General features: G+C 59.1%; 25 protein-coding genes and 2 pseudogenes. 8 read left to right on the top strand and 19 right to left on the bottom strand.

Annotated features, from left to right (window positions below; translation table 11 throughout):
* Window positions 1–900: DEAD/DEAH box helicase (locus APH44_RS25685; protein ID WP_054895172.1), on the top strand; the 900-nt coding region annotated here is incomplete at its 5' end.
* A gap of 363 nt (window positions 901–1263) precedes the next feature.
* Here the strand turns inward: APH44_RS25685 and APH44_RS25680 are convergent.
* Together APH44_RS25680 and APH44_RS25675 are read right to left on the bottom strand one after the other, a co-directional pair.
* Entirely contained in the window at window positions 1264–2193 is a 930-nt protein-coding gene (locus APH44_RS25680) for a carbon-nitrogen hydrolase family protein (RefSeq protein WP_054895171.1), read from the bottom strand.
* A 26-nt stretch (window positions 2194–2219) separates the two neighbouring features.
* The gene (locus APH44_RS25675; RefSeq protein ID WP_049273832.1) at window positions 2220–3542 is read right to left on the bottom strand and encodes an MFS transporter; all 1323 of its coding nucleotides are present in this window, start codon (window positions 3540–3542) and stop codon (window positions 2220–2222) included.
* A gap of 80 nt (window positions 3543–3622) precedes the next feature.
* On the opposite strand from APH44_RS25675, the gene APH44_RS25670 reads away from it, so the two are divergent.
* Both APH44_RS25670 and APH44_RS25665 read left to right on the top strand, forming a co-directional pair.
* Window positions 3623–4549, top strand: a complete 927-nt coding sequence (locus APH44_RS25670; RefSeq protein WP_003464940.1) for a LysR family transcriptional regulator — start codon at window positions 3623–3625, stop codon at window positions 4547–4549.
* Window positions 4550–4839: 290 nt separating this feature from the next.
* On the top strand, window positions 4840–6042 hold the full coding sequence (locus tag APH44_RS25665; protein ID WP_003464938.1) for an ISL3 family transposase: 1203 nt from the start codon (window positions 4840–4842) through the stop codon (window positions 6040–6042).
* A 2-nt stretch (window positions 6043–6044) separates the two neighbouring features.
* On the opposite strand, the gene APH44_RS25660 is transcribed toward APH44_RS25665, so the two are convergent.
* The 6 genes from APH44_RS25660 to APH44_RS25635 all read right to left on the bottom strand — a co-directional run bounded on the left by APH44_RS25660 (window position 6045) and on the right by APH44_RS25635 (window position 10023).
* Window positions 6045–6518 (bottom strand): extracellular solute-binding protein, encoded by a 474-nt coding sequence (locus APH44_RS25660; RefSeq protein WP_049273834.1) that lies wholly within the window; start codon window positions 6516–6518, stop codon window positions 6045–6047.
* A 280-nt stretch (window positions 6519–6798) separates the two neighbouring features.
* On the bottom strand, window positions 6799–7023 hold the full coding sequence (locus tag APH44_RS25655) for a DUF2798 domain-containing protein (RefSeq protein ID WP_003465037.1): 225 nt from the start codon (window positions 7021–7023) through the stop codon (window positions 6799–6801).
* Between the two features lie 54 nt (window positions 7024–7077).
* Window positions 7078–7779 (bottom strand): cysteine hydrolase family protein, encoded by a 702-nt coding sequence (locus APH44_RS25650; protein ID WP_003465039.1) that lies wholly within the window; start codon window positions 7777–7779, stop codon window positions 7078–7080.
* A 90-nt stretch (window positions 7780–7869) separates the two neighbouring features.
* Window positions 7870–8460: a TetR/AcrR family transcriptional regulator gene (locus APH44_RS25645; RefSeq protein WP_003465041.1), complete on the bottom strand. Its 591-nt coding sequence runs from the start codon at window positions 8458–8460 to the stop codon at window positions 7870–7872.
* Between the two features lie 81 nt (window positions 8461–8541).
* The gene (locus APH44_RS25640; protein ID WP_016487046.1) at window positions 8542–9219 is read right to left on the bottom strand and encodes a GntR family transcriptional regulator; all 678 of its coding nucleotides are present in this window, start codon (window positions 9217–9219) and stop codon (window positions 8542–8544) included.
* Between the two features lie 69 nt (window positions 9220–9288).
* The gene (locus APH44_RS25635) at window positions 9289–10023 is read right to left on the bottom strand and encodes an SDR family NAD(P)-dependent oxidoreductase (protein WP_016487047.1); all 735 of its coding nucleotides are present in this window, start codon (window positions 10021–10023) and stop codon (window positions 9289–9291) included.
* Window positions 10024–10251: 228 nt separating this feature from the next.
* On the opposite strand from APH44_RS25635, the gene APH44_RS25630 reads away from it, so the two are divergent.
* The 3 genes from APH44_RS25630 to APH44_RS25620 are packed head-to-tail and all read left to right on the top strand — an operon-like array spanning window position 10252 to window position 13723.
* On the top strand, window positions 10252–11283 hold the full coding sequence (locus APH44_RS25630) for an ABC transporter substrate-binding protein (RefSeq protein WP_016487048.1): 1032 nt from the start codon (window positions 10252–10254) through the stop codon (window positions 11281–11283).
* A gap of 53 nt (window positions 11284–11336) precedes the next feature.
* Window positions 11337–12404, top strand: coding sequence for a phosphotransferase (locus tag APH44_RS25625; protein ID WP_016487049.1), 1068 nt, complete (start codon window positions 11337–11339; stop codon window positions 12402–12404).
* On the top strand, window positions 12401–13723 hold the full coding sequence (locus APH44_RS25620; protein WP_016487050.1) for an aspartate aminotransferase family protein: 1323 nt from the start codon (window positions 12401–12403) through the stop codon (window positions 13721–13723). Before APH44_RS25625 ends, APH44_RS25620 begins: the two co-directional genes overlap by 4 nt.
* A 4-nt stretch (window positions 13724–13727) precedes the next feature.
* Here APH44_RS25620 and APH44_RS25615 read toward each other — a convergent pair whose 3' ends face one another.
* From APH44_RS25615 to APH44_RS25575, 10 genes and pseudogenes are all read right to left on the bottom strand, one after another.
* The gene (locus APH44_RS25615; RefSeq protein WP_016487051.1) at window positions 13728–14483 is read right to left on the bottom strand and encodes an ABC transporter ATP-binding protein; all 756 of its coding nucleotides are present in this window, start codon (window positions 14481–14483) and stop codon (window positions 13728–13730) included.
* Window positions 14477–14926 (bottom strand): annotated as a pseudogene (locus tag APH44_RS25610) (FecCD family ABC transporter permease); the annotation flags it as partial. The pseudogene APH44_RS25610 and the gene APH44_RS25615, both read right to left, overlap by 7 nt.
* A 33-nt stretch (window positions 14927–14959) precedes the next feature.
* Window positions 14960–15517 carry a recombinase family protein gene (locus APH44_RS25605; protein WP_003100847.1) on the bottom strand — a complete coding sequence of 186 codons (558 nt, stop codon included), beginning with the start codon at window positions 15515–15517 and terminating at the stop codon, window positions 14960–14962.
* Complete coding sequence (locus tag APH44_RS25600) at window positions 15511–15882, bottom strand: hypothetical protein (protein ID WP_003100853.1); 372 nt, start codon at window positions 15880–15882, stop codon at window positions 15511–15513. Before APH44_RS25600 ends, APH44_RS25605 begins: the two co-directional genes overlap by 7 nt.
* Window positions 15879–16379, bottom strand: a complete 501-nt coding sequence (locus tag APH44_RS25595) for a hypothetical protein (protein ID WP_003100856.1) — start codon at window positions 16377–16379, stop codon at window positions 15879–15881. The genes APH44_RS25600 and APH44_RS25595 overlap by 4 nt, the downstream gene beginning before the upstream one ends.
* The gene (locus APH44_RS25590; RefSeq protein WP_003100858.1) at window positions 16376–16702 is read right to left on the bottom strand and encodes a hypothetical protein; all 327 of its coding nucleotides are present in this window, start codon (window positions 16700–16702) and stop codon (window positions 16376–16378) included. Before APH44_RS25590 ends, APH44_RS25595 begins: the two co-directional genes overlap by 4 nt.
* 254 nt (window positions 16703–16956) lie before the next feature.
* On the bottom strand, window positions 16957–17313 hold the full coding sequence (locus APH44_RS29480) for a cupin domain-containing protein (protein WP_082430664.1): 357 nt from the start codon (window positions 17311–17313) through the stop codon (window positions 16957–16959).
* Window positions 17314–17549: 236 nt separating this feature from the next.
* Window positions 17550–17936, bottom strand: a complete 387-nt coding sequence (locus tag APH44_RS25585) for a DUF86 domain-containing protein (protein WP_003100872.1) — start codon at window positions 17934–17936, stop codon at window positions 17550–17552.
* A complete protein-coding gene (locus APH44_RS25580) occupies window positions 17933–18223 on the bottom strand; it encodes a nucleotidyltransferase family protein (protein WP_001247892.1) in 291 nt (96 codons plus the stop codon). The genes APH44_RS25585 and APH44_RS25580 overlap by 4 nt, the downstream gene beginning before the upstream one ends.
* A 188-nt stretch (window positions 18224–18411) precedes the next feature.
* A complete protein-coding gene (locus APH44_RS25575; RefSeq protein ID WP_054572008.1) occupies window positions 18412–19434 on the bottom strand; it encodes a hypothetical protein in 1023 nt (340 codons plus the stop codon).
* Between the two features lie 526 nt (window positions 19435–19960).
* Here APH44_RS25575 and APH44_RS29475 point away from each other — a divergent pair.
* Window positions 19961–20437 carry a ProQ/FinO family protein gene (locus APH44_RS29475; protein WP_054572007.1) on the top strand — a complete coding sequence of 159 codons (477 nt, stop codon included), beginning with the start codon at window positions 19961–19963 and terminating at the stop codon, window positions 20435–20437.
* Window positions 20438–20500: 63 nt separating this feature from the next.
* Here APH44_RS29475 and APH44_RS30500 read toward each other — a convergent pair.
* Window positions 20501–20673: pseudogene (locus APH44_RS30500) on the bottom strand (histidine ABC transporter substrate-binding protein); the annotation flags it as partial.
* Between the two features lie 765 nt (window positions 20674–21438).
* On the opposite strand from APH44_RS30500, the gene nthB reads away from it, so the two are divergent.
* Window positions 21439–22122 (top strand): nitrile hydratase subunit beta, encoded by a 684-nt coding sequence (nthB, locus tag APH44_RS25565; RefSeq protein ID WP_054572005.1) that lies wholly within the window; start codon window positions 21439–21441, stop codon window positions 22120–22122.
* Window positions 22123–22145 lie beyond the last annotated feature (23 nt).

Genomic DNA, 22145 nt, shown 5'->3' with positions numbered 1-22145 from the left:
ACCCTGGCCCGCTACTCGTCCCCCGAGGGACACCTGATCTGCGACTACCGCTATGGCCTGAGGGAGGCCATTGCCGACGGGGTGTGCCGCGCGCCCCGCATCGTCCTTCTCGATAACCAGAAGGTGAAGCTAACTGAAGAACTGGAGACCGAGAGCACCGTCAGGCTGTTCCCCAGCATCGCCAAGCTGCTTGGTGAATCCCCCGTCACCTTCGAAGAGCTGTTGCGCCATGACGAGGTGATCGACCAACTGCTCGGCCTGGGATGCGCCAAGCTGGATGAGCTTCGCCAGATCAAGCCGGATGCAGCCGGCCTGGTGGTCGCCACCGATATTGAGCACGCCCAGCAGATTGTCCAGGCTCTGGAAGCCAGCGGGGAAGGTTGCCGCGTAGTGACCAACCGGACTCCGAATGCCCAACAGGTGATCAATGCGTTCAGGCACAGTGATTGCCGCTGGATCGTCGCTGTTGGGATGATCAGCGAGGGTACGGATATCCCCCGCCTGCAGGTGTGCTGCTACCTCAGCCGCATCCGTACTGAGCTGCACTACCGGCAAGTCCTGGGGCGCGTGCTGCGGCGGATGGGCGAGTCCGATGATCAGGCTTGGCTGTTCATGCTGGCGGAGCCAACATTGCGGCGCTTTGCGGAGCGCATTGCGGATGATCTGCCGGATGACCTGGCAGTGCTGAGCCGGGTGAAGATGCCCGCTGCCTCTTCTGGTTCGATGGCTGGTGGGATGGGGGCTACCTGCGATATCGATGGCTGCGGTGGAGGCGAGGCCGGGCAAAGCCTTGGTGCAGGTTTGGCGGGTGCCTACTCGCTGGGGGATTTTGCTGCTGAGCCGAGCTATCAGGTCAGTTTTTCTCAGCACTATCGGCAGTTGTTGTTGGCTTGCCTCTGATGGTCGGTAAGCAGTTAGCCCCAACTAGGGTGAGGCTGCCCGAAGTCTGACCGAGCCAACACAGGCCAGTCACCAGCCTTTCACCAATTCCGCGCCGAGCGGCCCAATGCGCTCTCGGGGCGTTCAGCTATTCGCGAAAGGCATCTCTTGGCCGATAGCTGGTCCGCTTTGTGCCACAAGCGGACGTTAAGTCGGTGAGTTATCTGTCTTGGCAAATCGGTTTGGGCCTAAGCCCTCGCTACACAGGAAATGGCGGCAACAACCTGGCCAGCAATAAAAAGCCGCCTTGCGGCGGCTCTATCCCTAAAGCAGTCATGCCCAAACTGGACGGTCAAAGGGAGGATTTCACTAAACAGGCTCTACTTATCGCTCCAGGGTTACCGGGGCCTGCGGGGCAATGTTCACCTTGAGTTCAAAGATGTCCGGCCGGGCATAATGGCCGACGACATCAAAGTCCAAGTTGGCTTGGCTAAGCAGATCCATATTGAGGTCTGCATAGATTTCTGTCTCGCAGTCGAACACCGGCCCTGCCAGTACTTCTCCGAGCGGACTTACAACCATGCTGCCCCCTCGCATCACGTAATCGTCCTCGTTGAACTCCAGGCCGAATGCATCGCGGTGCTGTTGTGGGTATTCACCAAGACGGATTGCCTGGCAGGCTGACAACACATAAACACGCCCTTCAAGAGCAATGTGCACCATGGAGCTGGCCCAGGACGGACGGTCATCTGCTGTCGGGGCGCAGTAGATCTGAACACCCTGGGCATACATGGCCTGGCGTAGTGCTGGCATGTAGTTCTCCCAGCAAATCACGCTCCCCAGGACGCCAAAATCAGTTTCTACAGGCTCGATTGTCGAGCCATCACCGAAGCCCCAAATTAGTCGTTCCTGGCCGGTGGGCATCAGCTTGCGGTGGTAACCGGCAATACCCCGGCCTGGGGCGATGGTGACCGCGGTGCAGTAAAGGGTGCGACCGAAGCGCTCGATTACACCAATCACAGTGGTAACCCCTGTGTGCTCGACACTTTCAGCAAGCAATGCCAGTTCCGGCCCATCCAGCGTCACAGCCCCATCGACATAGCGTTGGTACAGCTCACGCCCGCTGATGCTGCGATTACCCACTACGCTACCGAAAGCTATCCCCTTGGGATATCCGGCAATGAACGCTTCAGGGAATACGGCCAGCCTTGCACCTTGATCTGCTACGCGCCGCAGAATTGTGGAAGCCTTTTCAACGCTGGCTGCAGGATCATAAGGAACAGAGGCGGCCTGGATGACTGCAATTTTGGTCATGAAAAACTCCTGAGGGCAGTAAGAACCTAGAAACGTGTGATGTCGTTGTCGCGGGTTTCCGGCAAGGTCTTCCACAGCACGATGAGGCATGCCAGCGAGACGGCTGCTAGATAGGCGGCAGGGATGTTCGCGTCGCCAGCCTGGCTAATCAGGGCGGCGGCAATGAAGGGGCCTGGGCCTGCGAGTGTCGCCAGGGCCAGGTTGTGACCGAGCGCTGCTCCCGTGGAGCGGATGGACGCTGGAAAGACTTCAACCAGCAGCACCACATCCATCACCGCAGTTACAGCCACAAGTAGTCCCAGAACGATCAATCCTGCGAGGATTGCCACTGGGTTGCCGGTGTTGAGCAGCAGGAAGATTGGATAGGCCAGTACAGAGAGTGCGGCAGCAGCACTGAGCAGCAGCTTGCGTCGCCCGATGCTGTCGCTGAGCCGGCCGATCAGTGGATTGGCAATGACATAGACAACCAGCGCGATGCTGCACAGCCATAGTGCATTGCTTCGTGGTAGCCCAACGGTAGTGACCAGGTGGTTATTGGCGTAGGTGATGAAGTAGTAGAGCGAGACGCCGAACAGCGCTGAGAAGGCGAAAGTAGTGATGAAGGCGCGACGGTGTACAGACTTGCTCGGTGCTTCGAACTGTTGTGAATCGCGTTGACGTACCAGCTCTTCATACACGGGGGTATCACCCAGCTTCCGGCGGATGAAGATGGCGATACCGGTCATCACGATGGAGGCAACGAATGGGATCCGCCAGCCCCAGGACGCCAGTTGCTGGTCATCGAGTGTTGAGGTGAGGCTCGCGGCGGTGAACGTACCAAACAAGAAGGCCAAGCCAGCCGTTCCAGTGATAACGCTGGCTGCCGTCGCGCGGCGGTTGGACGGAGCACTCTCTACGATGTAGATACCTGCGCTAGACCATTCGCCCCCTACCATCATGCCTTGCACGAAACGCATGACGATCAGCAAGACAGGTGCAGCGATACCGATTGCCTCATAGGTGGGCAAAAGTCCGATGATCGTGGTGCACACACCCATACCGAAGACAGTGATGATAAGCACCGCGCGGCGACCGAGGCGGTCACCGATGGGCCCCAGAATCAATGCTCCAAATGGTCGCGATACGAAGCCTACGGCGAACACTGCCAGCGACGACAGCAGCGATACACCTGGGGCGCTAGAGGGGAAGAACAACATACCGATCACGGCAGCGAAGTAGCCGTAGATGGCGAAGTCGAACCACTCCATGAAGTTGCCGATACCCACCGCGATTGCACGCTTGCGAATGTCTGACTGCTCACCCTTGGTATGGATACTGCTTGGATTTACTTTTTTATTAATTGCGTCCACGGTGCTCCCCAGCTTTTCTTAGGTGTGTATGGGCAGCAGACTATGAATCCTCTCGGCCGCAGAGCAAACGATTAGAAAATATGAGCCGGATTAGTGTACGTAATATCTCGAGAATTGATCTGAACCTGCTGCTGACGTTCCACTGCCTGATGACCGAGCGCAGTGCCACCCGAGCCTCGGCCATGCTGCATGTGACCCAGGGGGCAGTTAGCTCGGCGTTGCGTCGTTTGCGTGAGCATTTCGGAGATGAGCTCTTTATCCGCACCGCTTCCGGAATGCAGCCAACCCGTAGGGCGATGGAGCTGGCGCCGAAGATCGCCGAGGCCCTTACGTCTATCTCAGGCGTGCTTGGGGCAGAGCCGGATTTCTCCGCACACGACTCGAGCTACATTTTCAACATCGGTCTGTCCGATGATATTGAGGCCTATCTCGCTCCGCGGATCGTTAACGCCGCAGCGGATCAGGGGCTGGGAGTGAGCTTTTCGTTCCATCAGAGCAACAGCTCACTGTGGAAACAGTCGCTACAAGATCCGGACATGGATCTAGTGATTTGCAGCGAGCCGAAAGACTTCAGCAGCGGGTATTCATCCAAGGTGCTGTTTTCCTCGTCATACTCCTGCTTGTACCTGCCTGGCGCAGACAACGCAGGCACACCTATCGGCCTGGAGGAGTACTTCGAGGCAAGCCATGTGCGAGTTTCCTATGACGGCCGCCGCGGCTTTATCGACGACATGTTCGAAGCGGCGGGCTATTCGAGGCGTGTTATAGCCTCATTCACCCACTTCAGTGGCGCGCTCACCACGTTGATCAGCAGCGGCGCGATAGCCACAATTCCCACGTTCGCCGCCGAGAGCTATTCGGCCATGACTCGGCTAAGTATTTGTCCGGCGCCGATTCCGGTTCCATCATTTCGATGCTTCATGGTTTGGGACATTGCCAAGAACAGTAAGCCTCAGCACGAATGGCTGCGGCTATTCATCGGGCAGCTGACACAGAAGCTTGCTTAGACTTGGTCGCAGGTAGCCAGGAGTTACGGGAAAAAGGGGGCGGATTTATTGGAATCATCGACCGCTTCTGACCGATTTGTGCCGGTCGTCAAGGACCGCTTCGGATCACTCTCAACCGGATCGCGGGCCAGCTGATTTGCTAAAAACCCGCGCCAAACTCAACGAAGGATTTCGCATGATCCGTTTTTTTTGGTTCTTCGCGGAGTCTGGGGGAAGAGCGAGTTGACAGTCAGGGAAGCAGGTAAATTGGCAGTCGCCAAACACACCCTTCACCTGTCCCTGCTGTCGCCGTGCATCCTATTGATCTTGCCGCTTTCTGGCCAGGCTACGACGCCGTTACCTGTCGCCCATCTACCGATAACACCCTCCTCATTGAGCTTGAACCTCAAGCCGGCTCTCTTCCTAAGTGCGGGCGTTGTGGCCAGTTCAGCCCGTTGATTCACGATCGCCGGATTCGTCTGGTGCGTGATCGTGATCTGTTCGATCAGCGCGTCCTGCTTCAACTACCAGTGCGCCGAGTCGATTGCCTGAGTTGTGGGCGGGTGACCGAGCGGATCGACTGGTTGGAGCCAGCATCTCGGCTGACCCAGCGGTTACGGATATGGCTCGAAAGCTTGCTGCGGCTGCTGCCGATCAGCCACGTCAGCCAGCTCACCGGCCTGCATTGGCACACCCTCAAAACGCTCGATAAACGACGCCTTCAAGCCGAGGTAGGCAACTTCGATTCAACCGGTGTCCGCCGCCTGGTGATGGACGAGTTCGCCCTGCACAAAGGGCATCGCTATGCCACGGTCATCATGGATGCCGAGCGAACGCGGGTATTGTGGGTCGGCCACGGCAACAGCCGCGAGGCGGTCCGCCCGTTCTTTGAATTGCTCGGCAAGCACTGCCAGCAGATAGAGGCGGTGGCCATGGACATGAACACGGCTTTTGATTTGGAGGTGAAGAAGCATTGCCCGCAAGCCGAAGTGGTGTACGACCTGTTTCACGTCGTCGCGCGCTACGGTCGGGATGTGATCGACCGTATCCGGGTTGACCAGGCCAACCTCCTGCGCGAAGACAAGCCGGCACGAAAGGCGGTCAAGCAAAGCCGCTGGCTGCTGCTGCGCAATCGCAACAACCTGAAGGACGGACAAGCCGTGCAGCTTCAAGAACTACTCGCGGCCAACCAGCCGCTGGCTACGGTCTATGTCCTCAAGGATGCGCTGAAGGATGTCTGGTTCGCCCCCAGCGTACGAGAGGGCTGGCGCCGCTGGCGAACCTGGTTGCGGCACGCCCGGGACAGCGGCCTCGCGCCGCTACAGCGCTTCGCTCGCAACCTGCGCAAATACGCCCGAGGCATCCTCGCCAGTGCCAACTTCCATATGCATACCAGCGTCCTTGAGGGCGTCAACAACCGCATCAAGGTGATCAAGCGTATGGCCTATGGTTTTCGGGACTCGGAATACTTTTTCCTGAAAATCAAGGCTGCCTTCCCCGGGAAAGCGCGATGAACCTATTTTTTGGTGTCCCAGAAGTCGGCCCAGGTCTTGGGTACGTCCGCGCCTTTGAACGCGTCCGTGCGATACGCCAGCACCGTGGAGTAGCTGATGTAGCCGACGCTGTATTCGTCCTTGAGGCTGTCGGGTATTTGCGCGGCATTGGGAATCAGCGCAAGGTCGAGCTTCTCGAACAGCCCTTCGGCTTCGCCACGGATGCAGTCGCCAGTGGGCAGGTCCACCACGTCCCAGGTGACCTTGCCGCTCTCGACCTGGGTCTTGATGATCGGGTAGGCCTTGGGCGAGCTGTCCTGTTTGAGCGTCAGACCGAGCTTTTTCGCCGCAGGCTCCAGGATCGCCTTGCTCTGGGCTTCCTGATAAGCACCGCCCTGGGATACGAACGTGATGTCCTCGGCCATGGCCTGGGTGGCGCTACCGATGAACAGGGCCAGACTCGCGAGTTGGAAAGCTGTAGTGCGCAATGTGCTCATGGAAAGACTCCGAATGGTTGGCAGATTTTCTTGGGCGAGCTGTAGGTTTTGTTGTCGGTCGCTCTGCGGGACCATGGAGGTCTAATGTACCGGCTTGTCCGTGAACGAAGCGGCTACAAATGCGCGGATGAAAAGTGGTTTATTGCGAAAATGCGAACGGGCACAGTATTTCGTGCGTCGGGTGCGGGCTTGCGCGCCTGTCGCGAGCAGCCCCGAAGCCCCCGGTAGGAGCGAGCATGCTCGCGATGGCGGTGTGTTGGGTGAGTCATAGCCAAGTCATTCAGCCCACCGTCATCCGCCTCACCACGCGCCGAATCATCGGCGCCGCCAGCACCACCACCGGCAACATCGATACCCACGACAGCGCCCACGCGTTCAACCAGCGGCCGGCAAAGGCCAGGTCGAGCGCATGGGGTGTGGTGGCGATGGCGGCCGCGACCGCGCAGGTCAGGCCGGATTGAACGACGCCGAAAACGAAATGCTCATAACGGGCGGGGATTTTCATCGGGGGTTCTCGAGAAAGAGCGGGGGGGCGCGATGCCCGGCCGCTCGGGCACGATCAAGCCGGTTGCAGTTGCGCGATAGTCTCTTCGGTGGTCCACAGCCCGTGGGCGAGGAAGCGGTAATTGATGATGGCCGCCAGGTAGCCGTCGCCATCCGGCAGGCGCGGGCCGGCGGTGGCGTCGCGTACCACGACTATTTCAAAGCCCTGTTCGAGCAGTTCGCGCAGGTGTGATTCCACGCAAAGGTTGGCCGCCATGCCGGCGAGGATGATCTGCGACACGCCTTTCTTGCGCAATTGCAGCGCCAGGTCGTTGGTTTCCGGGCCGTAGACCTTGTGCGGCGAGGCGATGATGGTCTCGCCGTCGAGAATGTACGGCTTGTAGATCTCGAGGAAATCGGCGCCGGAGCCTTCGAAGTTTTCCAGGGTGTTCGGTCCCTTGCGATCGAACATGCAGATGCTGTGCATGACCTTTTCCAGCGGACCGCCAAAATGCCAGTCGTGGTCGTGCGGGTAGTAATAGTGTGGCGACACGGCCACGGGCAGGTCGTGAGCCTTGAAGGCCTTGAACAGTTTTTCCAGGTTTTCGACGGTGTTGTTCTCGACGATGCTCTCACCGAACACCGCCCAACTGGCGCCGGCAGGGCTGAGGAAGTCGTTCTGTGGGTCGATGACCACCAGGGCGGCTTTGCTCAGGTCGAGCTTGAAACCAGTGGCAGGCAGTGCGGGTTCGGCGGGGTCGGCGTACAGATGGCTCATGACGATTTACCTCTTGGGTGCTTGCGTGGATGAGACGTGAATGTTGCTTTATATAAATGACCAGTCGTCTTATTAATGAGGAAAAAAAACTCACTCCAATAGCCGAGGCAAGACCATCGATACGAAACGCTGCAGAGGTGCACCGTCGCGCAGGACCTTGCCGCGCATGACCGCACCTTCCCAGCCTTCGACGATGACACTGGCCAGCGCTTCGGCGTCGTGAGTTTCAGAGAGTTCGCGGCGCTGCTGCGCTTCACGCAGGCAGCTCGCGAGCAAACCTTCCCAGCGCGCCAGCACATCGGCCAGACGCTTGCGGGTTTGTTCGCTGCCATTGGACATTTCCAGGGACAGGTTGCCAATCAGGCAACCCAGGCTGTATTCATGCTCGCCGTGCTCGAGCACCAGGGCCTGGAAGAACTGGCCGATGCGCTCCAGCGGCTTGACCCGGGCGTCGTAGAAGATCGGCCCGTGGCGGGTTTCGATCGAGGTCCAGTATTCCTCGAGGATCTCTGCCGCGAAGTCTTCCTTGCTGGCGAAGTAGTTGTAGAAAGAGCCCTTGGGAATCTCGGCAGCGGCGGTGATGTCCTGGACGCCGCAGCCGTTGAAGCCACGGTTGTGAACCACCTGGCGGCCAATCGACAGCAAACGGGATCTGACTTCGAGGTTGACCGGGCGAGCCATGACAGAGACATCCAGTGATGAGAAAGTTTTAATAAACTAACTGGTCATCTATGTTTCGTCAACAGTCGAATTGACTGCCAATCAGTCCGCCTGCGCCATCTCGATGTACTCGAGCATCTTCTCGTTGCCATCGAGAATGTCACGGCAGATGGCCGCCCGTGCCGCCGCGCCATCGCGGCGCTTGAGTGCGTCGAGCACTTCCCAGTGATGGTCGATGGCCATGCGCTCGTTGAAGTTGCCATAGGCACGGGCGATCAGTGGGCCGGTGCGCATCCACAGGCTATCGAGCAAACCCGCCAGCACCGGCATGCGCGCGATGGTGGTCAGCGCGTAGTGAAATTGCTGATTGCACTTGAGAGCGGCTTGCAAGTCCTGGGCGTTGATCGCGGCGATGTTGTTTTCGATGCAGGCTTGCAGGTCTGCGAGTTCGCTGTCGGTCACCAGCGCGGCGGCCGTCTCCGCAGCCAGGCCTTCAAGCGCCAGGCGGATGCTGCGGATCTCGCCGTATTGCGCGGCGGTGAGGATGGGTACGCGGATGTCACGCGGGGTCTTGAGGATCAGCGCCTGTTCCTTGGCCAGTTGCAGGATCGCGTCGCGCACCGGTGTGACGCTGGTGCCCAGTTGTTCGGCCAGGTCGCGGATGCGCAGGCGGTCATCGGGCTGGAAACGCCCGGTGATCAGTGCCTCGCGCAGCAACTCGTAGATGCCACTGCCCAGGTAAGAGTGATTGAGGGTTTGAATAGGGTAGGGGTTGCTCATTGATCGCTCATCTGCGGCGGATGCCCGGCCCGAATGATGGAAGTTTCCGGCCGGGATTTCCAGATTATTTCAGACGTGCTGACCACCGTTGACATGAATCTCCGAACCGTTGATGTACGACGCGCCTCGGGTGCAGAGGAAATGCACCAGGGATGCGACTTCTTCCGGCTTGCCCAAGCGGTGCATGGGGATCTGCTGATCGACGATCAGTTCGGTCCCGGCAGACAGGATCGACGTCTCGATCTCACCCGGTGCAATCGCATTGACCCGCACACCGTGTGGCCCGAAATCATGGGCCATTTCCCGCGTCAGTGCGGCCAGTGCAGCTTTCGAGCAGGCGTAGGCGACCCCGGCAAACGGGTGCACCCTGGAACCTGCAATCGAGGTGACGTTGATCACCGAGCCTTGCGCCGCCTTGAGCTCATCGAACAGCCCTTGGGCCAGTAACGCCGTGGAAAACAGGTTGACGTTGAACACGCTGAGCCAGGTGGCGTAATCGGATTCCAGCACGCCCAATCGTGCGCCGGCTTCGCCTTTGGGTGAAATGCCGGCGTTGTTCACCAGGGCATCGAGGCGTCCGCCGAGTTTCTCCCGGATCAATGGCAGGCTGCGGCGCACTTCGTCGATGTCTTCCAGGTCCAGGTGGATGTGGTTCAACTCGCCTTCAGCCCAGGGGCAGCCTTCGGTCCAGTTCTGTCGCGAGGCCGTAAACACGCGCCAGCCCGCAGCGTTGAAGTGCTTCACCGTGGCATGGCCGATGCCACGGCTCGCACCGGTGAGGAGGAGGGTTCGTTGCTCGGTCATGCAGGCGCTCCTGAGGAAGGGGTGGAGTGGTGAGACTATACCAGTAAAAATTATGATGCATCATATTCTAAATATGTTACTAATGAGCTGCGCCTCGGAATCATCGCCGTGCGCCGGCCACCAGGTGCAAGACACCCGGCGCTGACCGAAATATTGCTGCCAAAAACAAAAAAACCACCTGCCATCCCTTAGCTGCCGCTCACGCACGTAGCGAATTCGGAGAGACGCATGAACAGCAAAATCGCAACTGTACTGATGCTTGGAATGCTTGCCGGCCCTTTGAGCGCCGCTGAAAAACTGACCGTGGTGTCCTTCGGCGGCAACAACCGCCAGGCCCAGGAAAAAGCCTTCTACAAACCCTTCACCTCGGAAAAGAAAGTGGCGATCACGGCCGATGACTACAACGGCGAAATGGCCAAGATCCGGGTCATGGCCGACACCGGGAAAACCAGCTGGGACGTGGTCGAGGTCGAATCCCCCGAGCTGTTGCGCGGTTGTAGCGAAGGCCTGTTCGAGCCATTGGACTGGTCGCGCATCGGCAAGAAAGAAGATTTCATCCCGGCCGCCGTCAGCGATTGCGGGGTGGGTATCTTCATCTGGTCTACCGTTCTGACATACGACCCGAAAAAACTCGCCAGCGCGCCACAGGGCTGGGCGGATTTCTGGGACGTGAAGAAATACCCCGGCAAGCGCGGCCTGCGCCGTGGCGCCAAGTTCACCCTGGAGTTCGCCCTGTTGGCCGATGGCGTGGCCAAGGAAGATGTCTACACCTTGCTCGGCACCGAGGAGGGCGTGCAGCGGGCCTTCCGCAAACTGGATCAGATCAAGCCCGACATCCAGTGGTGGGAATCCGGCGCGCAGCCGTTGCAATGGCTGGCGGCAGGCGACGTGGTGATGACTTCGGCCTATAACGGGCGTGTCACCTCGGCGCAGGCGGAGGGACAATCGTTTGAAATGCAGTGGAATGGCAGCCTGTACGACCTGGATCACTGGGCCATCGTCAAAGGCTCGCCGAAGAAGGCCCTGGCGGAAAACTTCATCGCGTTTGCCAGTGCACCGGTTCAGCAGAAGCACTTTGTCGAGGCCATTCCTTATGGGCCAAGCAACACCAAAACCGTGGCACTGGTCGATGAGGCGGTGGGCAGCAAACTGCCGACTTCACCGGATAACCTGAAGAACGCCCGGGCCACGGATGCCGAGTTCTGGATCGACCACGGCGAAGACCTGGAAGAGCGTTTCATCGCTTGGGCCAACAAGTAATGCAAGGGGCCTGCGCGAGCAGGCCACATCACCGAAGCGAGGAGTCATGAACAATGCCGCTTGAGAAAGTATCGGCGCAACCCTGTCTGCTGGAGGCGGCCCCTGCCCGTGTCAGTGACGGGCAGGTCCTTGGGGTCCTTGCGCAGCACTACGCGATCAGCGGAAAACTCGAGCAACTGGGCGGCGAGCGCGACCTCAATTTCCGGGTCATGCTCGCGGACGGTACGTCGCGTCTGTTCAAGTTGTCGCATCCATTGGAAAACCCGCAGGTCGTGGACTTCCATAACCAGGCCATGCTCCAGATCGAGCGTAACGATCCGGCGTTGCCGGTGCAGCGTGTCTTTGCATCACTCGGCGGGCGATTCGTGGAGCCGGTCGAAATCGAAGGCCAGCGCATGTTGGTCCGTCTCCTGTCCTTCGTTGACGGCTTGCCGCTGCACCGCGTCGCCCACACATCGGTGAATTTCAGGCAGAACCTGGGCCAAGCGCTCGCCCGGTTCGACCTGGCCCTGGACGGCTTCAGCCATCCCGCTGCCGGGCACGTCCTGCTGTGGGACATGCAACACGCCCAGCGCCTCAGGCCCCGGCTGAAACACATCGAGCCGGGCGTTCGTCGCGACCGGATCGAACACAGCCTGGACCGCTTCGAATCCCAGGTACTGGGCAAGTGCGCCACGCTGCGCCACCAGGTGATCCATAACGACATGAACCCGCACAACATCATCGTCGATCCGGATCAGCCCGATGTGTTGCGCAACATCCTGGATTTTGGCGACATGGTCCACGCGCCGTTGGTCAACGAGGTCGCGGTCGCGGCATCGTACCAATTGGGGGTGGCGGGCGACGTCCTGGCCCCGGCGCTGGACATGATCCGCGCCTATCACCAGGTCAATCCCCTCACCGGCGAAGAATTGCAACTGCTGCCGGTGCTGATCTCCACACGCCTGGCGTTGTCGTTGTGCATCAATTATTGGCGGGCCGACCTGCACCCGGACAATCGCGAGTACATCCTGCGCAACTCATACCGCGCCCAGGATGCCCTGGCGGGATTGTCCGCAATGGCACCCGCCGAGATCCACGACAGAATCCTTGCCGCTTGCACCCAGGAGGTTGGCGCATGAGCATGATCAACGGTTTCACTTCTGAAGATGCCGATCGCCTGTCAGACAAGGAAAAACGCCTTGTCGAACGCCGGGCACGGTTGCTCGGCCCGGCCTATCGACTGTTCTACGAACACCCCTTGCACACGGTGCGCGGCGAGGGCGTGTGGCTGTACGACGAACAAGGCCGGCGGTATCTGGATGCCTACAATAACGTGGCGTCGGTGGGGCATTGTCATCCCCGGGTGGTCGAGGCGATCAGCCGGCAGGCCGGGCAACTCAACACCCACACTCGCTACTTGCAGGAGGGCATGCTCGATTACGCCGAGCAACTGCTGGGCACCTTTCCCGAGTACCTCGAGCGGGTCATGTTTACGTGCACCGGCAGCGAGGCCAACGATCTGGCGTTGCGCATCGCCAAACAGTTTACCGGCGGCACCGGCGTGATCATCACCCGCTTCGCGTATCATGGCGTCACGGGTGATATCGCCGAGCTTTCTCCGTCGCTCGGCCCGAGCATGGTTCTGCCACCCCACGTGCGCACCGTTCGCGCCCCCGATGCTTATCGGCTGGGTGCGGATCAAGTGGCCTCGACCTTCGTGGCTGACGTCCGTGCGGCCATCGATGACCTGCGCAAACACGGCATTCGTCCGGCGGCGATCCTGCTCGACGGCATTTTCGCCAGCGATGGCGTCTTTGCGGGCCCAACCGGCTGCATCGCCGAAGGGATCGCATTGGCCCAGGCCGAAGGCCTGTTGTACATCGCCGATGAAGTCCAGTCCGGCTTCGCCCGCACTGGCCTGAACATGTGGGGTTTCCAGCGGCACGACGTGCGCCCCGACCTCCTGACCCTGGGCAAGCCGATGGGCAACGGCCACCCCATCGCCGGCCTGGTCGGTCGAGCGCAAGTGGTCGATCACTTTGGCCAGAACATGCGCTACTTCAACACCTTTGGCGGCAACCCGGTGTCCTGCGCAGCGGGGCAGGCCGTGCTGGACGTCATCCGTGACGAACAGTTGCAGCAGCGCTCGCACACCCTGGGTGAATGTCTGTTGACGGGGTTGCGGGAGCTGGCCGAGCGTTACCCGATCATCGGCGATGTGCGCGGTGCCGGGATGTTCCTGGGGGTCGAGCTGGTGACCGATCGCGCCACAAAAGCGCCTGCCGCCACGCAGACCCGTCAGGTGGTCAACGCGATGCGCGAGCAGGGCGTATTGATCAGTGCTGCCGGGCCGCTGGAAAACGTGCTGAAGATTCGCCCGCTGCTGGCCTTCGAACAGGAGCATGCGCACTTGCTACTGGAAGCGGTCGGCACGGCGCTGGAAGGGCTGCAGCCGTAGCGGTTCAGACGATATCGTCGATCAGGATATGGTGCTGCCCACGGCTGCAGCGTTCGATGCGCGCCTCGACCTTGTACACCGCGCGCAGCATCTGCTCGTTGATCACTTCATGGCTCGGGCCGCTGCCCTGAGCGGTGCCATCGGCGATGACCAGCACCTGATCGGCGAAGCGCAAGGCCTGGTTCAGGTCATGGATGGCGATGAACACGATGACTTCGCGCTTTCGCGCCAGGTCGCGCATGAAGTTCAGCACCTGGACCTGGCGGTGCATGTCGAGGGCGCTGGTGGGCTCGTCCATCAGCAGGATCTGCGGTTCGCGCACCAGCGTCTGGGCGATTGAGACCAGTTGTTGCTGGCCGCCGCTGAGTTCACCCAGGTTGCGGAATGACAGCGGCGTAATGCCCAGGGCGTCGAGGATCTCATCGACCAGTTTCAGTTCGTCATCGTGGACCACCCAACCCGGTGTCAGTTGCTTGCGCGCCAGCAGCACCGATTCGTACACGGTCAAACGGGCGCTGGCGTTGAGGCCCTGGGGCATGTAGCTGATGCCTTTCATGCCTTTTTCCGCGCCTTGCAGCTTTACCTCGCCGGGCCCGTCGATCAGCCCTGCCATGCGTTTGAACAGGGTCGATTTACCTGCGGCATTGGGCCCGACCACGGCGACCACCTGGCCGCCGACAAACTCGGTGGTGGTCACACCGCTGATGATCGTGCGCTGGCCATAGCTGGCGCCGAGGTCTTGCAGCTGGATCGTTACCATGAGTTTTTCTTTGCGCCGAGAATCAGAGAGATAAAGAACGGTACGCCGATCAGGGACGTGACCACGCCGATGGGGAAAATCGCGCCGGGGATCAGGGTTTTGCTGACCACCGAACTCGCCGACAGGATCAGTGCGCCGGTGAGCAACGAGGCCGGCAGGAAGAAACGTTGGTCTTCGCCAATCAGCATCCGCGCGATGTGCGGGCCGACCAGCCCGATAAAGCCGATGGTGCCGACGAAGGCCACGGGAAACGCAGCGAGCAGGCTGACCATGATCAGCGTCTGGAAACGCAGGCTGCGCACGTTGATACCGAAGCTGGCCGCCTTGTCATCCCCCAGCCGCAGGGCGGTGAGCGCCCAGGTGCGCCTGGCGAAAATCGGCAGGGTGATCAGGATCACCACACAGATCACGCCCAGCTTGGGCCAGGTCGCCTTGGTCAGGCTGGGGTCGTCTCAGAAAACGGAAAATAAAGCACGCTAAGCGTGCGTGGAGGCTGGCACCCAGCGGTACAGCGTCGGAATGGACACGCCGAGGTTCTTGGCCACGTCCTTGGGCGGCACCCCGCTGGCCAGCAGCTTCTTGGCCGACTCGATCTTGCTGTCGGTCATCTTCGGCTTGCGGCCGCCTTTGCGGCCGAGCTGCTTGGCGACTTCCAGCCCGGCGCGGGTGCGCTCGACGGTCAGCTCGCGCTCCATTTCGGCAAGGCTCGCCATGACGTGGAAGAAGAACCGCCCGGATGGTGTGCCGGTGTCGATGGAGTCGGTGAGGCTCCTGAACTGGACACCGTGCTTGTGCAGATCGCCGACCAGATCGACCAGTTGCTTGACCGACCGGCCCAGCCGGTCGAGCTTCCAGACGACCAAAGTATCGCCTTCGCGCAGCATTTCGAGCGTCTTGGCCAAGCCAGGCCGGTCTGCCCGCGTGCCACTCACCTTGTCCTCGAAGACCTTTTTACATCCGGCCTTGCTCAAGGCTTCGCGTTGCAGCTCCAGGTTCTGATCCTGCGTCGAGACGCGCGCATAGCCAATCAACATGGCTTGTCTCGCGCCCGGTCGATGCGTTCCTGCATCGCCTGCATCACTTCTTCGTGGGTGTACGATCTGGCGTTGGCGTCGGTGGCTTGCCGCAGGGCTTCCTCAACCTCGCGCGTCATCCGCTCGTAATCCTCCGGCCACAGCGCTTGCTCCATGCGCAGCGACGCCTGACCCAGCAGGTGCAGCAGGCTGAACAGCCGCATGTCGTTGGTGGCGACGATGCGCTCCCGAATCTGCTCCTGAATAGCTTCGCTAGCCCGATGCGCTTGTGGTGTGGCAGTCCCCTCGTAGTCAGCGGGGAATTCCGCTTCCTCGGCAATCCTTGCCCAGGCGCTGGCCAGCGCCTCGATGGTTGACGTGCTCATTTCCGCCGCTCCTGTGCTCTTTGGCGAATCAACCGGCCAAGGGGCCTCGACGCGAAAACCAGCAGCATCACGCCTATCGGATACCAGGTCGAGAAGACCACCAAGGCATCGAAGGCTGGCCGTCCGGTGTTGGTAGGCAGTACGGCGGTCACAGCCATCAACCCGCCGACCGTCCAGATGATGCGCCACACGTAGGGCATCACGCGGGGCACGTAGCCGTCATCGAAAGCGGTCTGGTAGTAGCGGCGCAGGCCGCGCTCGGCAAGCGCCTGGCGCTGCCGCTCCGACAGCGCATCCGTCCGGCCATACCAGCGCCGGAATGGTGGACAGCGCAGCAGCAAAGGGGTGAAGAGGATCATCACCGCCACGATCGCGACACCCCACGCCATGACGGCGCCGGCATCGGGCCGCTTGGCGTTCTCGATCACGGGCGCGAAGACGCCCGGAGCACCGATCATCCAGAACAGCGCAATGTGCTGATGGAAGGAGAGCTTCATTTGCTCATCCACTTGCGCAGCAGGCGCTTTTTCAGGGAGGCGCGTTCTTGCGGGTTGCGTCCCTTGTGATTGGCGATGCGATCCGCCGTGGCGGCCTGGCGCTTGACGGGCCAGTAGGAGCGGCCATCCTTGCCCATCGACCAGACGCTGCTGGCCTGGTTTTCCAGCAGGGGCAGATGGGCGCTCAGGGCTTCGGGCGACGCGCTGGTCAGCGCCGTGCGCTCACGGGTGCGCCAGCGCTGATGCCAGAGCTTCTTGTCCTCGCGCTCGCTGCCGCAGGTCGTGTGCCCGACGATGGGTGTTTTGCGGCGGCTGCGGCTCATAACGTAGTGGTCTCCAAGAACATTCAGGACTGATCCCAGGCGTCGATGGTCAAGACCTGATCGGCAGGACAGGCGGCTACGCGGTCGGGAACTGGATGGTGTTCAGTCTCATGCCGACCCCATTCGATTGATCGCGTCGCTTGCGGCACGCTGCGACGCAAGGAGGTTTGCGACCTGGTTTAGCAGCCGTGTCCGCTGCATGTCTGTTACCTATCTCCCCGACCGCTCATTGGACCAACTCCAGAGATTGGGCTCTATCGCTCAGCCAATACGAAACCGGCATTGGCTGATGCCACAACCGAGACGAACACAAATGGCTCGGTACCTGTATTTCGCGCCCCGTGCACTTGGCCCGGTCTTGCCACGGCTATCTCACCTTCCCTGAGGGCACGAACAATCCCATTGCCCTGAAAGTAATCAGCCATTCCCGACAAAACAGTCCACGTGTCTTGGCCGTGAGGATGAATGTGAGCCGCAATTTCCTGCCCGGGATGGACATGCCAAACCACGATAATTGAGTCTCGGGTTTCAAGCACAACGGAACGAATAGGCTCGCCTTCGGACGGCTGAACATACTCGACTACAGAAAATATTCTCGATTCAACAGTCATCGGAGATCCCTCTTTCACAGTGCCCCCAGACAGGCTGGATATGAGTTCTAACTCGAATTTGAACGGGAGGCTGGTCGTGCGGTCGTGCAGTTGCCGATGAGCGTGTCGGCTGCTGCCTCCTTGCCCACCAGCGAACTCACGTCCGTTGCGGCCATCCAGAAGGTCTTGCCCGAGCGCGGCTCATAGGTCGCGGGATCGAACACGCCAGAGGGGCCGAACATCGGCGGCTTGATTGGTCATGGCTCCATGCCTTTGTCGTTACGGTCTTCATCGTCGGCATCCTGACGCACGGCGGGCAATTGCTGGAGCAACGCCGGCAGCCATTCCTGTACCGTCTCCCACACCACATCGAGGTTGATGTCGAAATAGCCGTGAGCCATGCGATTACGCATATTGCGCATGCTGCGCCACGGCACGTCGGCATGCGCCTGGGTGAACTCGACGTAGCCATCCATCACCTTTGTGGCCGCCTCGCCGATGACGATCAGGCTCATGATGACGGCCTGCTGGGTGCGCTTGTCGGCCAAGAAGTCGTCCTTGGCCATCCCTTCCACGAAGCTGCGCGCATCGGTTGCGGCCTGCTGAATGTGGTCGAGGTAATCGGGCAGGCGGTTCTCGCTCATATCGGTTGCGCCTCCGCGAGCACCTTGGCCCGGAACTTCGGCGGCAGGTCGCCGGGAGTCAGCAGATCGACGTCAACGCCGAGCAGCGATTTCAGTTCTTCTTCCAAATCGCCCAAGTCCAACAACGTGGCACCGGGCAGCGCATCGACCAACAGGTCGAGGTCGCTGCCATCCCGGTCGGTGCCATGCAGCACCGAGCCGAAGACGCGCGGGTTCGCGGCGCGAAAGCGGCCTACCGCTTCACGCACTGCGCTTCGCTTCATGTCAAGCACAACAGACGGTCGCATGGGCATCCTTTCTTATCGAAACTCGTTGAGATGATATGCAATCAAGAATAGAATTTCAAGAACTATTTTCGAGAATCGCAATGCCTTGATTCCCGTGCCGCGCCTGTCACTTTCAGAAGACGACTGCACCCAATGTCAGAAGTCGATTGCACTTCTGGAAATCCACCGGCGCCTGTGGGGCGTCTAGATTAGCTTGTCTCCTCAGACTGTAGGCTTTTAGGTGGTTTGGGTTGGAAGAAATACTGTTCGCTCTGCATCAGGACGTGACTCACATAATGTGAAATGGCTAGGCGTTGTTTGAGGAAATCTGGGGTATCACCCTCCATTTGATATTGGGCTAGCTCGTTGTTGAAAAAGCGCAAGGTTCTCGCGAAAGCGTGCGCCATCGAGTTCGGTTTCGTGGATCGCGGGTTTTCGTAGAGCAGGCAGAAAGAGTTGCTAAACGTCCAGTGGCCGCTCAACTTGTCCTTCTGCTCCACCGACTTGTGTCGATGATAGAGGTTGCTTAGGACGACCATGTCGACATTGCTGTACTGCTCTGGAGCGGCGTAGGAATCTTCAGTGAACAGCCCTTGAACACCGGTGAGATATCCCTCCCACTGTTGAATGTCCCACTGATCATCGCACCCCACCACGAGCACGTTGTATTCGCCCTGTTTCGTAATATTTGGGAATTTCCCGTGGGCGTCGGTCAGGTAGTCCTTCAATTTGTTGTCCATATGCAACCCCTTCACGAGCTCATTGCCACCGCTGGCAAAGGTTTCCTGAAGTTTGGCCACCGTTTCGTTGTAGTCATTCATCCGCCCAATCGCTCGGATTATGAACTCGCCATTTTCATCGATCTGGTGCTTGGTGGTGTAGTCGGCGCACTTCACCTCGACGTTGAATTTGTAGCCTTCGCTTCGGAACGAGCAATCCACATCCCTAGGCGGTTCCACCTTGTCCTCGTATATGAAATCCTCGGGGAAATGCCGGGCATAATGAGCACATACAGTCAGCTCGACCGCTGCTTGTAGATACTGTTTTTCAGATGGTGCTGGATCTTCTAGTCGAAGCTTCTTGTAGAGGAGCGCTTCGAATTCACGCTGGGATAGATGCTGACCTATACATTTCAGCTCAAGCTCCAGCTCCTTCCGATACTCACTCGCAGGTATGTAGGGGTTGCTGACGGTGACTGATAACTGCTGTCGGGCACCGGGTGGATTTTGCATGACTTACTCCAGGATCAATCGGATACGTTCGGCGTTATCGTTACGCAGGGAAAGCGGCGACCTGAACGCTCAGGCGACCGGCAGGAGGGTACGGACGACTGCTGATACTGGCTGTCAGGAGCCACCTGCACAACAGCCGTCAACCCAGTCAGTTGGTGCAATCGTCTTCTGAAAATGACGCCCCGGCATCTAAGTCCACCTCGGTGGGCTTTTTTGTGGCTGCTGGACGCAAGTCGCCCCTGAAAACGACACCAGCGTCGGCTTTCTTTGCCTGGCTAACGCTGTCATTTTCAGAAGACGACTGCACCATTTATCAGGAGTCGCCTGCACTTCAGAAGAGACTCTACAGTAGGCAGAAACAGAGCAGAGGAAGTCAGGTCCGGTAGGTAACGACGGGCCGTTGCCGGCCATGAGCTGCCATCTGGTATCGACGAAGCCAGTGACGATATTCCAGTCACAGCTGCTAAAGCGCGCCGCATCGAATATCCTAGCTCCACGCAACCACCTCGAAGCAGTGTATTGAACGATGGGTTTTGAACAACTAGCGGAGCTACGTGACCGTCTGCGGGCTGAAAAAGAGCCAGCAAAGGCCGTCATCCAGACAGACCTCAAGTGCAAATCCTCCCCCCAGGCCAAGCCTCTCAGCCAGGATCCTGCGTTAGAAGCGATCTGGCCATTGCAGAAGCATTTTCCATTGGCTTTCCCAGTCAATCCGTCCCCCAAGGTTCCGCTCAAGGAAGGCATTCTCAAAGATGCTGAGCAACACTTGGAACTACTCGGACTAACCCGCGAACAGCTCAAGTTAGGAATTTCTACTTGGTGCCGAGGAACTCGGTACTGGGCAAGCCTGGTAGAGAATGCGCCACGCTTGGACTTGGGCGGTCAAGCAGTTGGCACTGTGACCGCCACTCAGGCGAAGCAGCAAGCTTCGCGGCAACGCGTCCAAGACCGAAAAAATCGGGCGAAGTTGAAAACGCATGTCCCGGCACCAGTCGAAAGCTGACAGGGTTTGCGGGCCCCTTACGCGAAATGCGACGCCCAGCGTCGCATCTGCAATGTGATTCGATTACAACGAAGCCTGGATTCTTTGTGCGGCCGCATCGCTCACCCATCCGTGCCAGATTTCCAGATGCTCCCTGAAGAATATCTTCGCCAGCTTCGCGAGTCGATGTGCTCCTTGGTCATCAGCGCCAGGTTCTGGTTGAGTAGATCGATAGGAAGATTGACCTTCTCCAGCACTAACGGGCAGTTCACCCTCGCGCGCAGTCTAGGATCTCGTGAAGCGCAGCCCACGGGTATTCTTTTTTTCCATGGCTAGCCTCGCATGTACCGGCATGCAGAAACGGTCTCTCACAATCTTCCAGCGCTTGGCTCTCCAGGCAGCCAGTGCATACCACTCGCCCGGCAACGATCATCCATAGATCGTTCCATTTCTCAATTCTTCGCTCGATTTCCATATCCTGACTCCTTTCATGTGGGTCCATGGATCGAACGATACATCGGGGGGCAGCCGCTTTGATACGCTCGAAAACATCCCCCATTTTGAGGGAAATAATGCTGCACTGATATTCGGGGCATCGGGTGAAAGCTGTGTTTGTCATCGTCGGCTGGTTGCCTCACACCAACAGGAAAATTCTAACTTTGCTCTAAAAGTCTAGGATGGCAGCATCCAAACTAGAGGTATTTTTCAGTATCAAAAATTTCACAGCTGCCCAGCGTTTGTGCACTGGTTCCAACGTAGTGCAGCTCTGAAAGGTGGCCGAGCCCTCCCCATCCGTTACCAAATCCTGCTAACTATCTGTTTTTAATAGCTTTCAACTTCCCCCTTCTCTTTCTGTAAAATTTGGCACGAGTCCTGCTTTACCCAACTGCGGTCATCACGTGCGTCATCGACGCCGGCCGAAAATACATACCTGTCAGCTATTCGCTGACAGATCGGCAAATAAGCCCTTCAAGCCTTCACGGCTCGGAGGGTTTTTTTTGGTTTTTTTAAGGAGCACGCGCATGAAGCTTCAGCAGTTTTTGGGAGGAATCGAAGGATTGGGCCCGGTCGCGGTGGAGAAGCGGGTATTCGTACAGCCGTGGGAGGCCCGTCTATTTGGGGTGCACGCGACGATGATGGGCACCAGCATTTGGGCGTGGCCAGACCTGCGGGTTAAAGCCGAGGGCATGAACCCGCTCGACTATTTCAAGTACCGCTATTACATCAAGTGGCAAGGCGCGATGGCCGAATTCCTCGTGGAACGTGGGTATATCGAGGCTGCTGAACTCGACGCACTGACCCAGCGTTTTCTCGACAACCCGGACACGCCACTGCCCGAAAAAGGCAATCCGCAGATCACCGAACGCGTGATCGATTACCTCTGGACCGGCGACAACCCGTATCGAAACATCGCCACCCAGCCCAAATTCAAAGTCGGCGACACCGTCTGCGTCAAAGATGTACCACTTGGCATCCATACCCGGCTACCCGGCTACCTACGCAACAAAGTGGGCGTTGTGGAAGTGGTGTACGACGGCGCCTACCTGTACTGGGACAAAGGGCCGACCGATGGGCTCGGCACACCCCAACCGGTTTACAACGTGCGCTTCAAGACCACCGACATCTGGCCAGAGATCCCTGACCACGGCGACGTTTTGTACAACGACTTTTTTGAAGTTTACCTGGACAGCGTTCAGCAGCAATGACGCGCCAAGCGCACGCGGCCTCG

It is taken from the genome of Pseudomonas sp. NBRC 111143 (assembly GCF_001320965.1).
GTDB lineage: Bacteria > Pseudomonadota > Gammaproteobacteria > Pseudomonadales > Pseudomonadaceae > Aquipseudomonas > Aquipseudomonas machongensis.
This window is presented reverse-complemented; position numbering and strand designations above follow the sequence as displayed.

Bases quoted from the DNA above. Each gene is read 5' to 3' on its own strand.
- APH44_RS25680 (WP_054895171.1), bottom strand. From the start codon at position 2,193: ATGACCAAAATTGCAGTCATCCAGGCCGCCTCTGTTCCTTATGATCCT.
- APH44_RS25670 (WP_003464940.1), top strand. From the start codon at position 3,623: ATGAGCCGGATTAGTGTACGTAATATCTCGAGAATTGATCTGAACCTG.
- APH44_RS25660 (WP_049273834.1), bottom strand. From the start codon at position 6,518: ATGAGCACATTGCGCACTACAGCTTTCCAACTCGCGAGTCTGGCCCTG.
- APH44_RS25655 (WP_003465037.1), bottom strand. From the start codon at position 7,023: ATGAAAATCCCCGCCCGTTATGAGCATTTCGTTTTCGGCGTCGTTCAA.
- APH44_RS25650 (WP_003465039.1), bottom strand. From the start codon at position 7,779: ATGAGCCATCTGTACGCCGACCCCGCCGAACCCGCACTGCCTGCCACT.
- APH44_RS25645 (WP_003465041.1), bottom strand. From the start codon at position 8,460: ATGGCTCGCCCGGTCAACCTCGAAGTCAGATCCCGTTTGCTGTCGATT.
- APH44_RS25640 (WP_016487046.1), bottom strand. From the start codon at position 9,219: ATGAGCAACCCCTACCCTATTCAAACCCTCAATCACTCTTACCTGGGC.
- APH44_RS25635 (WP_016487047.1), bottom strand. From the start codon at position 10,023: ATGACCGAGCAACGAACCCTCCTCCTCACCGGTGCGAGCCGTGGCATC.
- APH44_RS25630 (WP_016487048.1), top strand. From the start codon at position 10,252: ATGAACAGCAAAATCGCAACTGTACTGATGCTTGGAATGCTTGCCGGC.
- APH44_RS25625 (WP_016487049.1), top strand. From the start codon at position 11,337: ATGCCGCTTGAGAAAGTATCGGCGCAACCCTGTCTGCTGGAGGCGGCC.
- APH44_RS25620 (WP_016487050.1), top strand. From the start codon at position 12,401: ATGAGCATGATCAACGGTTTCACTTCTGAAGATGCCGATCGCCTGTCA.
- APH44_RS25615 (WP_016487051.1), bottom strand. From the start codon at position 14,483: ATGGTAACGATCCAGCTGCAAGACCTCGGCGCCAGCTATGGCCAGCGC.
- APH44_RS25605 (WP_003100847.1), bottom strand. From the start codon at position 15,517: ATGTTGATTGGCTATGCGCGCGTCTCGACGCAGGATCAGAACCTGGAG.
- APH44_RS25600 (WP_003100853.1), bottom strand. From the start codon at position 15,882: ATGAGCACGTCAACCATCGAGGCGCTGGCCAGCGCCTGGGCAAGGATT.
- APH44_RS25595 (WP_003100856.1), bottom strand. From the start codon at position 16,379: ATGAAGCTCTCCTTCCATCAGCACATTGCGCTGTTCTGGATGATCGGT.
- APH44_RS25590 (WP_003100858.1), bottom strand. From the start codon at position 16,702: ATGAGCCGCAGCCGCCGCAAAACACCCATCGTCGGGCACACGACCTGC.
- APH44_RS29480 (WP_082430664.1), bottom strand. From the start codon at position 17,313: ATGACTGTTGAATCGAGAATATTTTCTGTAGTCGAGTATGTTCAGCCG.
- APH44_RS25585 (WP_003100872.1), bottom strand. From the start codon at position 17,936: ATGAGCGAGAACCGCCTGCCCGATTACCTCGACCACATTCAGCAGGCC.
- APH44_RS25580 (WP_001247892.1), bottom strand. From the start codon at position 18,223: ATGCGACCGTCTGTTGTGCTTGACATGAAGCGAAGCGCAGTGCGTGAA.
- APH44_RS25575 (WP_054572008.1), bottom strand. From the start codon at position 19,434: ATGCAAAATCCACCCGGTGCCCGACAGCAGTTATCAGTCACCGTCAGC.
- APH44_RS29475 (WP_054572007.1), top strand. From the start codon at position 19,961: ATGGGTTTTGAACAACTAGCGGAGCTACGTGACCGTCTGCGGGCTGAA.
- nthB (WP_054572005.1), top strand. From the start codon at position 21,439: ATGAAGCTTCAGCAGTTTTTGGGAGGAATCGAAGGATTGGGCCCGGTC.